Raw genomic sequence first — 13,272 nt, 5'->3', positions numbered from 1 at the left:
GCCCGGGCCCGGGGGCGGGGTCAGGCGGGGGCGAGGAAGCCGTCGAGGACGAGCTCGCGGACGGCGGGCAGGAGCCCCGCACGCAGCGCGTCCTCGTCCGTCTCGAGCAGCTGCGCGAGCGCCGCGACGATCTGACCCAGGGCAAGCTCCCCGTCGCACGCGCCGACGAGCGCGGCGAGCGCCGGGTCGGCCTGCACGGACCGCCCGAAGCCGCCGCCCTGACGCAGCTCGATCACGCTGGGGTCCGCGGCGCCGGGGAGGTGGTGACGAGACTCGGTGACGTCGGGCGCCGCCCGCAGGTGCAGGGCGAGCAGCTCGGCGTCGGCGCGGGGCGCGATGCGGTCGTGCGCCGCGAGCACCGCCGCGAGGTGCGTTCCGAGCGCGCCCTCCGACGGGATCGCCTGCGTGACGCGCTCATAGCGCGCGAGCCGCGGCGCGCCATCCGCCCTCCTCAGGAGCACGTAGCCGAAGCCGATCGCCGTGACGCCTCGCTCCGAGAAGTCGTCGAGCCAGGCGTCGAGGAGTCGGTCGTGCTCGGGGCTGCCGGGGGCCGTGCCGCCGTCGCGGATCCACATCTCGGCGTAGGCGATCGGGTCGAGCTCCTCGCGCTCGATCACCCACGCCTCGAGAGCGACGTCGGACGCCTCGACCCAGGCGCGCATGCGGTCGAGCCCGGGCACGCCGTCCTTCGTCTCCCAGTTCGCGAGGAACTGCGCGGTTCCGCCCGGAGCGAGGTGGCGGCCGACGCCCGCGACGACCTGCTGCACGAGCGCATCGCCGACGAGCCCGCCGTCGCGGTACTCGTACGCGGGCACGCCCGTGACCCGCGGCGTGATGACGAACGGCGGATTCGACACGATGCGGTCGAACACCTCGCCAGCGACGGGGTCGAACAGCGACCCGGCCCGCGTCTCGATGCCCGTCGCGCCCGCGAGCGCCGCGTTCAGCTCCGCGAAGCGGAGGGCGCGCCGGGAGATGTCCGTCGCGACGACCCGGTCGGCGAAGCGACGGGCGCGCAGGGCCTGGATGCCGCACCCCGTGCCGAGGTCGAGGACCGTCCGCACGGGAGTCGGAAGCTGCAGACCGGCCAGCGTGAGGGATGCGCCGCCCGCGCCGAGCACGTGATCCTCCGCGAGCGCGCCCCCGCCCAGGGCGATCTCGTCGAGGTCGCTCGCGAGCAGCCACTCGCCCGGACCGCGGTCGTCATGGAAGGACTGGGGGCGGATGACCGCGAGCGGCGCGACGACGTCGGCGTCGACCGCGGCGAGTCCGAGTGCGACGAGCCCGCTGGCGCCGACCCGGGGGAGCGCGGCGTCGACCGCAGCGAGCGGCTGCCCGACGCCGAAGACGAGCAGCCGCGCGAGGACGGCGAGCGCGTCGTCGCGCTCGCGGATGGCCCGGAGGGCGGGGGCGCGGAGCCCGCGCCCGATCGCGTCATCGGCCTCGACTCCCCACATCGCGCGCAGCGCCTCGGATCGGAACCGGGCGGCCGAGAGGTCGGCGGCGAGGTCGCGGCACAGGGCGGGATCGGGGTGCGGGCTCACCCGACCATTCAACCGCGCGCTCGTGTCATCCGCTTCCCCGCGCCGCTCCGAGCGAGCTCGAAGGGAGCTCACAGCGCACTTTTAGCACTCTCCACCTGAGAGTGCTAATTTGAAACATGAGTCGATACGACTCAAGGTGATGTTGCGAACAGCGCCGAGCGAACAGAGGAGGACGATCACGATGGCGATGTTCTTCGATCCGTTCCGTGAGTTCGACCGAGTGGCCGAGCAGCTCTTCGACCGCCAGGGCCCCCGCCTCATGCCGATGGATCTCTACCGCGATGGAGACCACTACGTGCTGAGCGCCGACCTTCCCGGCATCGATCCCGGAAGCGTCGACATCGATGTCGACGGCCAGCTCCTGACCATCCGCGCCCAGCGGACGGGCCGCAGCGAAGAGGGCGTGAAGTGGATCACGCGCGAGCGGCCGACGGGCGCGTACATGCGTCAGCTGAACCTCGGCCAGGGCATCGATACCGAGCGCATCACGGCGACCTACGAGAACGGCGTGATGAGCGTGCTCATCCCGATCAGCGAGAAGGCGAAGCCGCGCAAGATCGAGGTGCAGCGCTCGGGCGACAGCAGCCAGACGCTGACGGCCCCCGAGCTCACCTCCTGATCCCCCGGATCATCCGCGCGCATAGGGAGAGGGGCAGATGCGACGCATCTGCCCCTCTCCCTATGCGCTGGCTATGCGTCGCGACGCGCGCCCTCCGACGGCGTCACCGTGAAGGTGTGCGGCGCCCGGAAGCCGCGTTCCGCGAAGACCGCACGGGCCGCCTCGGCGACGACGTCGACCCGATCGGCGTCCACGAGCGCGATCGCCGCGCCGCCGAAGCCGCCGCCGGTCATCCGCGCGCCGATCGCACCCGCCGCGAGCGCGGCCTCGACGGCGGTGTCGAGCTCGGGGACCGAGATCTCGAAGTCGTCCCGCATCGACGCGTGCGACGCGACGAGGAGGTCGCCGATGGCCCGCGGCCCGGCCGAGCGCAGCGTGGCGACGGTGTCCAGCACACGCTGGTTCTCCGTCACGATGTGCCGCACCCGGCGGAAGGTCACCTCGTCGAGCGTCTCCTCGGCGCGCGCGAGGTCGTCGACCGACAGGTCGCGCAGCGAGGGCACGCCCATGTCGGCCGCGCCCTTCTCGCACGAGGCCCGGCGCTCGCGATAGCCGCCCGTCGAATGCGCGTGCGTGACCTGGGTGTCGATGACCAGCAGGGCGAGCCCCTCCCGGGCGAAGCCGAGGTCGACGGACTCCGTCGCGAGGGTCCGGCAGTCGAGGAAGGTCGCGGCGTCGGGCCGGCCGAGCGTCGACGACACCTGGTCCATGATGCCCGTCGGCGCGCCGACCGCCTCGTTCTCCGCCGTCCGCCCGATCTTCGCGATCGAGAGGCCGTCGAGCCCGAGCTCCCACAGATCGCTGAGCGCCGACGCCGTCGCCCCCTCGATCGCCGCCGACGAGGACAGTCCCGCGCCGACCGGCACGTCCGATGCGAGGGCGATGTCGAGGCCGCCGACGTCGGATGCGCTGCGCCCGGTCGCCGCGAGGGCGGCCCAGGCGACGCCGAGGGGATAGGCGGCCCACTCGGGCACCGATCCGCTCTGCACGGCGTGACCCGCTGCGCCGTCGAAGGTGGCCGCGAGCGCGTCGATCGACAGCTCGAACGGGGCCCGGTCGAGGGTCGAGACGACCCGGAGAATGCGGTCGCCTCGCATGCCGACCGCGGCATACGTGCGGTGCTCGATCGCGAACGGGAGCACGAAGCCCTCGTTGTAGTCGGTGTGCTCCCCGATGAGGTTGGCGCGCCCCGGCGCCGACCAGACGCCCACCGGGTCTCCGCCGGTGAGCGAGCGGAGAAGCTCGATCGCCTCGTGCTGCGCGGTCATGCGCCCACCGCCTCGCGCAGTCGCTCTGCGGTCTGCTCGGGCGGGACATCCCCGATCCACGCTCCCATGGCGGCCTCCGATCCGGCGAGGTACTTGAGCTTGTCGGCCGCGCGACGCGGCGAGGTGAGCTGCAGGTGCAGCCGCGCCGTGTCCCTCGCGACGTCGACGGGCGCCTGATGCCACGCCGCGATGTACGGCGTGGGGGTGTCGTAGAGACGGTCGACGCCCTGCAGCAGACGCAGGTACACCGAGGCGAGCTCGTCGCGCTCGACGTCCGTGAGAGCGGCGAAGTCGGGGGCGTGGCGCCGTGGCGCGAGGTGCACCTCGACGGGCCATCGCGCGGCGAACGGCACGTACGCGATCCAGTGCTCGGCCTCGAGCACGACGCGCGGGCCCTGCTGCTCGAAGGCGATGATCCTCTCGAACAGATCGGCGCCCTCGCGCTCGATGGCCTGCAGCAGGAGCTTCGTGCGCGGCGTGATGTAGGGGTACGCGTAGATCTGGCCGTGGGGATGGTGCAGCGTCACGCCGATCTGCTCGCCCCGGTTCTCGAACGGGAAGACCTGGCGGATGCCCGGCAGGGCCGAGAGCGCGGCGGTGCGGTCTGCCCATGCCTCGATGACGGTCCGAGCGCGGGTCTCCGTCTGCGTGCCGAAGGAGCCCTCGCGCTCGGGGCTGAAGCACACGACCTCACAGCGGCCGACCGACGTGCGGCTGCGGCCGAGCCCCGGCGCCTCGAGGTCCTCGAGGCCGAGCGGCGGGTCGACGGCGGCGGGCGCGTCCCCCGTGGCGACGTCGAGTGCCGGGCCGAACGACGGCGACTTGTTCTCGAAGACCGCGACGTCGTAGAGGCTCGGCACCTCCGACGGGTTCGTCGGCGTCTGCGGGGCGAGCGGGTCGAGTTCGGCCGGCGGCAGGAACGCCCGGTTCTGGCGCGCGGCGGCGACCGAGATCCAATCGCCCGTGAGCACGTCGCGACGCATCGTCGCCGTCTCGGGCCGCGGACCGAGCTCGCGCTCGTCGATGCGCCTCTCCTCGGGCAGCGTCGTGCCCGGGTCGTCGTAGTAGATGAGCTCGCGCCCGTCGGCGAGACGCGCGACGCGCTTGACCACGCCGGCGCCCAGCGTCGTCCCCGGTGCCACCATGGCTCCTCCGTTCCTGCGCGATGCCGCGCGTGTTGACGTCAACATGGATGCTAGTGCAAAGTGGGTCGCAGGAGAAGGGAGACCCCATGGCGCAGGTGTCGGCCGCCGACGTCGCCCGACTCGCCGGGGTCTCGGGCCAGACCGTCTCGCGCGTCGCCAACGGGTCTCCTCGCGTCGACCCGGCAACCCGCGCGCGGGTCGAGGCGGCCATGGCTCAGCTCGGCTACCGGCCGAACCGCACCGCGCGCGCCCTGCGGACCGGCCGCACCCGCACGATCGGCGTCGTCGTGCGCACGCTGGCCTCGGTCGGCAACACCCGCATGCTCGAGGCCGTCACGCAGGCCGCGTCGGCCCGCGACCACGCGGTCCTCGTGGTGACGCTCTCGGAGGACGCCGAGCGCGCCGACACGGCGTTCGCGGCGCTCGCCGACCACGGCGTCGACGGTGCCGTGGTCCTCAACGAGGCGACACCGAGCATCCACGAGGCCGCGGAGCCCGGGTTCCCCGTGGTCGCGGTCGACGCCGACACGAGCGAGCGGTTCACCGTCATCTCGTCGGATCACGCCGGCGGCGCCGAGAGCGCCACGGCGCACCTCCTCGCGCAGGGGCACGCCTCCGTGCATCACCTGGCCGGTCCCGCGGGCTCGTTCGCCGCCGCCGAGCGCGAACGGGGATGGCGCGCCGCCCTCGCGGCGAGAGGCGCGACCGCGCCGCGTCCTCTGCGCGGAGACTGGACGGCCGCGACCGCCCGCGATCTCGCGGAGGAGCTCGTCGCGGACCCCGCGGTGACCGCGGTCTTCGCCGCGAACGACCAGATGGCGCTCGGCGCCCTGCACGCCGCCCACGCAGCGGGGCGCGACGACCTCGCGGTCGCCGGGTTCGACGACGTCGTCGACGCGGCGGACTACTGGCCGCCGCTCACGACGGTGGCGCAGGACTTCGACGAGCTCGGCTCGACCGCGGTCGACCTGCTCCTCGCGCTGCTCGCGGGCGACGTCGTGGCCGACCGCACGATCGTGCCGACGCGCCTCATCGTCCGCGAGAGCTCGCTGCGGCCCCGGTGACCACTGCGGCACGCCTCGCAGGGCGCGTCCAGCCGTGTTCGTAGGATTGAACGGTCCCGTGCGCCCTCGCACGACCCGATGAGCAGGATGTCCATGACCCACCGCCGCACGGCCGAGGCACGCAGCTGTCTGCGACGTCTGGGCGCGCCGACCGCGGTCCTGCTCGCACTGCTCCTGGGCGCACAGCCCGCGCTCGCGTCGGTCCCCGATGCGACCTCCGAGCCATCCGATGCGCCCCGCCGGCACGTGACCGCTCCGAAGGAGAGCGGGCAGGAGGCTCGGGTCGGCGTTCCCGCAGACGCGGACGACGACGACCAGGCGCCCGCTCTCTCGCTCCTCCCCGCACAGCAGGGAGTGCTCGGCGCCGGTGCCGCCCTTAACGCGACGGCGACGATCGCCAACCCCGGCGCGGAGGCGCTGCCGGCGGGCACGCTCCGCCTCGACATCGCGCGCTCGGCACTCGGCGACCGCGCCGCGCTGGACGCCTGGCTGACGTCGGGCGACGCCGACGGAGACTTCGCGACGCTTCAGACCGCACCGGTCGACGAGGTCGGCGGAGGCGCGAGCGCGACCGAGGAGCTCTCGGTCGCGGCGGATGTCGCTGGCCTCGAGGGCCTCGCAGCCGGCGTCTACCCGCTGCGCGCGACGCTCGGCGCAGGCGCGTCCGCGGTCGAGGGCCGCAGCGTCGTCGTGGTCGCCGACGGCGAGCGCGCGCCGGTCTCGGTCATCGTCCCGATCACCGCGCCGCCGACCGCGGCGGGGCTCCTCACCGCCGACGAGATCGGCACCCTGACCGGCCCCGACGGCGCGCTGTCGCAGGCGCTCGAGGCCGTCGCCGGCACGACGGCCGTGCTCGCGGTCGATCCGGCCATCCCGGCGGCGATCCGCGCGCTCGGCACGGCAGCGCCCGCTGCCGCCCTCGAGTGGCTCGAGCGGCTCGAGGAGCTGCCCAACGAGCGCTTCGCCCTCCAGTTCGGCGACGCCGACGTGACGCCGCAGATCCAGGCCGGCCTCACGGCGCCGCTCGCGCCCACGAGCCTGCGCGCGTTCGAGAGCGGCGAGAACTTCGCGGCACCGGAGCCGACGCCGTCGGCCACGCCCGCCGCGGAGGAGGAACCCGCCGCGCCGGATGAGCCCGCCTACCCCTCCCTCGAGGAGCTCCTCTCCATCGGCGAGGAGGCGGCGCGCGTGTACTGGCCGGCCGAGGGCTCCGCGGGACCCGACGTCGTGTCCGCTCTCGCCGTGGAGGGAGCAACCACGCTCATCCCCTCGACGTCGACCGCCGAGGGAGCCGGAGGAGCCGCCGTGCCCGCGCGCGCCGAGGGCGCGCTCGTGTACGACGAAGCCATCTCCGAGGTGCTCAGCGCCGCCGCGCTCGACCAGAGCGCGCACGAGGACGATCTCGTCGAGGCCTCCGCGGAGCTGTGGTTCGCGGCGCACGAGACCGGAGGAGCTCCGCTCCTCGTCGCGCTCGACCGCCCCGCCTACCCGGCCGACGACGCGGAGGCGCCCACGGCCATCCGCACCGAGGAGAGCCTGCGCGACGCCATCGAGAGCGTCACCCGCAATGCGTCGGTCGAGGCCGTGCCGCTCACCGACGTCCTCGAGGCCGAGGCGCAGCCCGTCACGGTCTCCGAGGTCGCGCCGGACCCTGAGCGCACCGCGGCGGTCTCGGCCTTCACGTCCGCCGAGCCGGGCCTCGCGCACATGGCGTCGGCGCTCGACGAGCCCGAGCTGCTCACGGGCCAGGCGCGCGCCGAGGCCCTGCAGCTGCTCGGCGTCGGATGGACCGACGACCCCGACCGCTGGCGCGAGGCCATCGGCGCGCACGCCGAGCTGACGGCTCAGCGCGTCGACGGCATCGGCGTCACGGTGTCCGACCAGGTGCAGCTGCTGAGCGCCGAGGCGCCGCTGCCGGTCTGGGTGCGCAACAGCCTCGCGTGGCCCATCACAGTCGTGCTGGAGGTGCAGCCCGACAACGTGCGCCTCGACGTGCAGGAGCGCATCGAGGTGCAGGTGCCGGCGGGCAGCAACCCGCGCGTCGAGATCCCCGTCGAGGCGCGCGTCGGAAGCGGCGAGGTGCAGCTCGCGGTCTCGCTGTTCACGGCATCGGGCGAGCAGATCGGCGGCGTGCAGACCATGGACGTCACCGTTCGCGCCGAGTGGGAGCGCATCGGCATCGGCGTGCTCGTCGCGATCATCGTGCTGCTCGTCGTGGGCGGCGTGATCCGCACGGTGCTCCGGCGACGTCGGCGGATGGCCGAGCGCGCGACCCCGGATGGCGCGGACGCGGACGGCGCGACGGCGGACGGCGCGGATGGCCCGCCCGCAGGGGAGAGGGACGCATCGGATGACTAGCCTCGGCCGCTCCAGCGCCATGATCGCGGCCGGGACGCTCGCCTCGCGGGTCACGGGTCTCGTGCGCTCGATCGTCCTCATCGCGGCGGTCGGCTCGTTCGGCAACGCCTCCGACGCGTTCACGGCGGCGAACCAGCTGCCGAACAACATCTTCATGATCATCTCGACGGGCGTCCTGACGGCCGTGATCGTGCCGCAGATCGTGAGGTGGAGCGCGCGCGAGGACGGCGGGGCCTCGCACATCTCGAAGTTCATGACGCTGGGCGGTGTGCTGCTCGCGGGCGCGAGCGTGCTCGCGATGATCCTCGTCTGGCCGCTCATCTGGCTGTACGGCGCCCGGTTCGACCCCGACACCATCGCGCTCGCGGTCGCCTTCGCCTACTGGTGCCTGCCGCAGATCTTCTTCTACGGGATGTTCGCGCTGCTCGGCGAGACGCTCAACGCGCGCCGCGTGTTCGGCCCGTACGCGTGGGCGCCGATCGTCAACAACATCGTCTCGATCGCGGGATTCGGCGTGTTCATCGCCGTGTTCGGCGGCCATCAGTCGTCCCTCGCGCAGTGGACGACCGCGGACGGCGGCTGGAACCTCCCCAAGGTGGCGCTCCTCGGCGGCGTCGCGACGCTCGGCATCGTCGCCCAGATGTTCGTCCTGCTGTTCTTCTGGCGCCGCACGGGGCTGAGCATCCGCCCCGACTTCCGCTGGCGCGGCATGGGCCTGCGCGAGGTCGGCAGCCTCACGAGCTGGACGTTCCTCATGATGGTCATCGGCCAGCTCGTGTCGATGTACCAGCAGAGCACGATCTCGGACGCGTCCGGGCAGGCGTCCGTGACCGTCTGGTTCACGTCGTGGCTCGTGTTCATGCTCCCGTACTCGGTGATCGTCCTCTCGATCGGCACCCCCTACTTCACCCAGCTCAGCGAGCACGCGGCTGCCGGGCGCGACGACGAGGTGCGCGCCGACATCGGCCGGGCCATCCGGATGCTCGGGCTCCTCTGCGTGCTCGCCACGGCGGCCGTCATGGCGGCGGCGGCGCCCGTCGCCCGGATCTTCACCGAGAACGGGGAGCAGGCGGTCGAGGCCTCCCTCGTGCTCATCGGATTCCTCATCGGGCTCGTCCCGCTCGCGGTCCAGTTCGTCGTGCAGCGCACGTTCTACGCCTACGGCGACACGCGGACGCCGTTCTGGTTCACCGTCTTCCAGGGCGTGCTGTCGGTGACCTTCGCGACGGCGTCGATCCTCGTGTTCTCGACCGACGAGCTGCGCCCCTACCTCACGGCCGCCGTGGCCACCGGGCAGTCGCTGTCGAGCACGGCGCAGGTCGTGCTCGCGACCTGGCTCCTCCGGCGTCGTCTCGGGCCGCTCGGCCTCGGCGTCTCGCTCCGGGCCCTGCTGCGCTTCGCGCTGGCGGCCCTCCCCGCCGCCGGTGCGGGCGTCGGCGTGTACCTCCTGTGCGGCGGCGCCGGGGGGTGGATGCTCGACGGCATCGCGCAGGCGATCGCGGGGTGCATCCTCATCGGCGGCGCCACGGCGCTCGTCTACGTCGTCGCCCTCGCGGTCCTGCGCTCACCCGAGCTGAAGTCCGTCACGCAGCTCATCCGCGCGCGGCTCAGGCGCTGACGCTCACCTGCGGCGGGCGCCTTCCGAGGCGCGCCCGCCGCAGGCGGTCACCGGAGCGCTGGGGACGCCTGCCGGTGCGGCTCCGGGCGCTGGGGTCGCCCGAGCGGAGCACCCGCGGAACGCGGGCGCCTCCGACGCTATCGGCGCGGCGCGAGCGCCCCGGGCGCGTCGCCCGTCGCACCACGCCAGGCGGGCAGTTCCACCCGGGCAGAACGGGGAGTCGTGGTCAGAATCTCCGCGAGACCTGCCGCCCCGGCTCTCGGGCTCAGTCGGCGCGCGCGATCCGCGGGTCCATCCGGCCATCCATCCACTCGCGCACGACGTCGTTGAAGAGGGGGACATCCTCGACGTTCCAGACGTGGTGCATCCGAGGGACGAGGCCCGTCCGCGCGGTCGGCAGCGCTGCCCGGAGCACGGCGAGGGACCGGCGCACGACAGCCGGCTCGCGTTCCCCGGCGACCGCGAGGAGGGCGCCGCCGTAGGCGCCGAGACCCGTCGGCACGCGGCCCGCGTCGACATCGGCCGACATCGCACGGGCGTTCTCCTTCCGCACCGAGAGCCCGTGCCGCACGAACTCCTCGCGGGCATCCTCCGGCAGCCGGAAGGCCGCGGCCTGCGCACGCCAGAACCAGGCGGCGTCCCACAGGGCGAGCTGCAGCGCGGTGATGACCCGCGCGCTGCGCCCCACACCCGTGAGCGGAGCCCCCGTCACGAGCGCTCGCGGCACATCCGCCCCGTGCCGGGCCAGCAGCCGGAGGGCCACGACTCCGCCCAGCGACAGTCCGACGAGGTCGAACGCGCCGCCGACCCCGGCCGACCGCACCTGCGCGACGACGTCATCGGCGACGGCGTCGAGGCCGGGCCAGTCCTCCGCCGTGCGCGCGCCGAATCCCGGCAGATCCGGCGTGAGGACCAGCCGGTCGCGGAACGCCTCGACCTGCGGCGCCCACATCCAGTTCGCGACGTTCCCGCCGTGGAGGAGCACGAGGGGTCGAGGACCGGTCTCCGCATGCGCCGGATGGGTGACGGGGAAGGCGCTCATGGCAGGTCCGCCTCGATCTCGTCGAGCCAGGCGAGCTCCGCCCGCATGTGCGCGATGCCGTTCGCGAGCGTCGCCAGACGGAAGCGGGCAGCGCGATCGCGGGGTGCGCCCGTCGTGTCTCGGATGCTCTCGAAGTGCGCGAGGAGCTCCTCCGCCTCCTGACGGCGCACCGCGAGAAGCCGGCGGAGAGCCTCCGGCTCGAGCCCGTCGGCGAAGAAGAGACGCGCGAGGAAGGGGTCGCGGTCGGCATGCGCCTCGACGGGGGAGACCAGCCATTCGGCGAGCGCCGCCCGCCCCTCCGCTGTGATGCGATGCACCTGGCGGTCGGGCGCGCCCGCACCGGGCACGACCTCGACGGCCGCCAGCCCGTCGTCCACGAGGCGCGCGAGCGTCCGGTAGATCTGCGCCTTGTCGGCCGCCCAGAAGTGCCGCGCGGTGGAGTCGAAGTGCCGCTTGAGGTCGTAGCCGGTCATCGGCGCGAGAGCGAGCAGGCCGAGGATGATGCGCGAGAGGGTCACTCCCCTAGTAGACAACACACCTAGGGGAGTTGTCTACTAGGGGAGTGACCCCTCATCCCTGGCGGAACACGGCCACGCCGCGCGGAGGCAGGGTCTTCCCGCCGAGAAGCGGCGCGCCGGCGACCCCGTCGAGAGGCAGCTCGTCATCCGTGCGATTGAGCACGAACGCGAAGCGGGCGCCGTCCGAGCCGCGCAGCGTGAGCGCGGCTCGCCCGCGCAGCGCCTCCGGCAGCTCGCTCTCGACGCCTGCGCCCTCGAGCAGCGCGGGGACGATGGTGCCGAGCCCCTCGGCGCCGAGGCGCGTCGAGACGTAGGCGGCGGATCCTGCGCCGAGGGCGCGCCGCGTGACGGCAGGGGAGCCGTCGAGCTCGGACTCCGCGTAGCGCGCGAGCACCTCGACGCCGGGGTCCACGAGGTCGACGGGCTCGCTCCAGAGGGTGCCGATCGCGCCGGAGTCGAGGCGGATGGTCTCGCCGTCGTACAGAGGACGGAACTCCTCCACGCGCACGCCGAGCAGCTCCCGGAACGCGCCGGGGTAGCCGCCGAGCCACGCGCGGTCGTCCTCGTTCACGGCACCCGAGAAGTACGTCGTGACGAGGTGCCCGCCCGCCTCGACGTAGGCCGCCAGCGTCTCCGCGAGCGCGGCCGGGACGGCGTAGAGCACAGGGGCGATGACGAGGCGGTAGCCCGAGAGGTCGACGTCGGCGGGCACGACGTCGACGCGCACGCCGGCATCCCGCAGGGCGGTCCACCAGTCGAGGGCCTCCTGCCGGTACCGCAGCAGCTCGGTGGGGTGGGAGTCGAGCTCGCTGCCCCACCACGAGTCCCAGTCGAACAGGATGGCGACAGGGGCCGGCACGGCCTCGGCGCCCGCGATGTCGTCGAGGCGCCGCAGCGTCGCGCCGAGCTCGACGACCGAGCGGAACACCCGGCTGTCGGGGCCGGCGTGCGGGACCATCGCCGAGTGGTACTTCTCCGCCCCCGCCGCCGACTGGCGCCACTGGAAGTAGCAGACGGCGTCCGCTCCGTGGGCGACATGGGTGAGCGAGTCGCGGACGAGCTCACCTTCGCGCTTCGGGCGGTTCACGCTCTGCCAGTTGACCGCGCTCGTCGAGTGCTCCATGAGGAACCACGGGCGGCGATGCGAGATGCCCGAGACGAGCGCCGCCGAGAAGGCCAGCTCGTCGTACGACTGCGGCCCGGGGTGCCGGTAGTGGTCGTTCGAGACGAAGTCGAGCTCGTGCGCCCAGTCGGCGTAGTCCGCGTGCTGCGTCTCGCCCATCACCATGAAGTTCGTCGTGATGGGGATGTCGGGGGTGATCCGCCGCAGCAGATCGCGCTCGGCGATGAAGTGCTCCTTGAGCGCGTCGGACGAGAAGCGCTTGAAGTCGAGCTGCTGCGTCGGGTTCGGATGCGAGTCGACTTCGCGCGGCGGGAGGATCTCGGAGAAGGACCCGTACTGCTGCGACCAGAACGCCGTGCCCCACGCGTGGTTGAGTCGCTCGATCGTGCCGTAGCGCCTCTCGAGCCATCCGCGGAAGGCGCGCGCCGCGTCATCCGAGTAGTCCCACGCGTTGTGGCAGCCGAGCTCGTTGTTGACGTGCCACGCGACGAGCGCCGGATGGTCCCGGTAGCGTTCGGCGAGCGCCTCGACGAGGCGCAGGGCGTAGCCGCGGAAGACCGGCGACGTCGGGCGCCAGTGCTGACGCGCGCCGGGAGAGAGGATGTGCCCGTGGTGCGTGACGGGGAGCACCTCGGGGTGCTTGATCGTGAGCCACGGCGGAGGAGACGCCGTGGCCGTCGCCAGGTCGACGCCGATCCCGTTCGCGTGCAGCAGGTCGATGACCTCGTCGAGCCACGCGAAGTCCCACGTGTCCTCTGCCGGCTGGATCTTCGCCCACGAGAAGATCCCGACCGAGACGACGTCGACGCCCGCCTCGCGCATGAGGCGGACATCCTCGTCCCACACCTCTCGGGGCCACTGCTCGGGGTTGTAGTCGGCGCCGTACGAGATGCGTCGCGTCGTGCCTTCGGGGGTGCGCAGCCAGCGGTGCGTCTGCATGGATCGGCTCCTTGTCATGGGGATGGTCCGGCGG

General features: G+C 73.3%; 10 protein-coding genes. 4 read left to right on the top strand and 6 right to left on the bottom strand.

The window, feature by feature from the left end; all coding sequences use genetic code 11:
- Positions 1-20 precede the first annotated feature (20 nt).
- A complete protein-coding gene (locus tag PKE79_RS04935; protein ID WP_271172553.1) occupies positions 21-1,544 on the bottom strand; it encodes a DUF7059 domain-containing protein in 1,524 nt (507 codons plus the stop codon).
- Between the two features lie 181 nt (positions 1,545-1,725).
- Here PKE79_RS04935 and PKE79_RS04930 point away from each other — a divergent pair, with 181 nt between their 5' ends.
- Positions 1,726-2,163 carry an Hsp20/alpha crystallin family protein gene (locus PKE79_RS04930; RefSeq protein WP_271172552.1) on the top strand — a complete coding sequence of 146 codons (438 nt, stop codon included), beginning with the start codon at positions 1,726-1,728 and terminating at the stop codon, positions 2,161-2,163.
- Positions 2,164-2,234: 71 nt separating this feature from the next.
- On the opposite strand, the gene galK is transcribed toward PKE79_RS04930, so the two are convergent.
- Together galK and galT are read right to left on the bottom strand one after the other, a co-directional pair.
- Positions 2,235-3,431 carry a galactokinase gene (galK, locus tag PKE79_RS04925; protein WP_271172551.1) on the bottom strand — a complete coding sequence of 399 codons (1,197 nt, stop codon included), beginning with the start codon at positions 3,429-3,431 and terminating at the stop codon, positions 2,235-2,237.
- Positions 3,428-4,576, bottom strand: coding sequence for a galactose-1-phosphate uridylyltransferase (gene galT, locus PKE79_RS04920; RefSeq protein ID WP_374727755.1), 1,149 nt, complete (start codon positions 4,574-4,576; stop codon positions 3,428-3,430). The genes galK and galT overlap by 4 nt, the downstream gene beginning before the upstream one ends.
- An 86-nt stretch (positions 4,577-4,662) precedes the next feature.
- On the opposite strand from galT, the gene PKE79_RS04915 reads away from it, so the two are divergent.
- From PKE79_RS04915 to murJ, 3 genes are all read left to right on the top strand, one after another.
- Positions 4,663-5,640 carry a LacI family DNA-binding transcriptional regulator gene (locus PKE79_RS04915; protein WP_271172549.1) on the top strand — a complete coding sequence of 326 codons (978 nt, stop codon included), beginning with the start codon at positions 4,663-4,665 and terminating at the stop codon, positions 5,638-5,640.
- 93 nt (positions 5,641-5,733) lie between these two features.
- Positions 5,734-7,998: a DUF6049 family protein gene (locus PKE79_RS04910; RefSeq protein ID WP_271172548.1), complete on the top strand. Its 2,265-nt coding sequence runs from the start codon at positions 5,734-5,736 to the stop codon at positions 7,996-7,998.
- On the top strand, positions 7,991-9,616 hold the full coding sequence (gene murJ / locus PKE79_RS04905; protein ID WP_271172547.1) for a murein biosynthesis integral membrane protein MurJ: 1,626 nt from the start codon (positions 7,991-7,993) through the stop codon (positions 9,614-9,616). Before PKE79_RS04910 ends, murJ begins: the two co-directional genes overlap by 8 nt.
- A 265-nt stretch (positions 9,617-9,881) precedes the next feature.
- On the opposite strand, the gene PKE79_RS04900 is transcribed toward murJ, so the two are convergent.
- Genes PKE79_RS04900 through PKE79_RS04890 form a run of 3 tightly spaced genes read right to left on the bottom strand, consistent with a single transcriptional unit; the run spans position 9,882 to position 13,238 of the window.
- Positions 9,882-10,658 (bottom strand): alpha/beta fold hydrolase, encoded by a 777-nt coding sequence (locus PKE79_RS04900; protein WP_271172546.1) that lies wholly within the window; start codon positions 10,656-10,658, stop codon positions 9,882-9,884.
- Positions 10,655-11,176 carry a PadR family transcriptional regulator gene (locus tag PKE79_RS04895; protein WP_271172545.1) on the bottom strand — a complete coding sequence of 174 codons (522 nt, stop codon included), beginning with the start codon at positions 11,174-11,176 and terminating at the stop codon, positions 10,655-10,657. Before PKE79_RS04895 ends, PKE79_RS04900 begins: the two co-directional genes overlap by 4 nt.
- A gap of 52 nt (positions 11,177-11,228) precedes the next feature.
- Positions 11,229-13,238, bottom strand: a complete 2,010-nt coding sequence (locus PKE79_RS04890; RefSeq protein ID WP_271172544.1) for a beta-galactosidase — start codon at positions 13,236-13,238, stop codon at positions 11,229-11,231.
- Positions 13,239-13,272 lie beyond the last annotated feature (34 nt).

It is taken from the genome of Microbacterium barkeri (genome assembly GCF_027921765.1).
GTDB lineage: Bacteria > Actinomycetota > Actinomycetes > Actinomycetales > Microbacteriaceae > Microbacterium > Microbacterium barkeri.
This window is presented reverse-complemented; position numbering and strand designations above follow the sequence as displayed.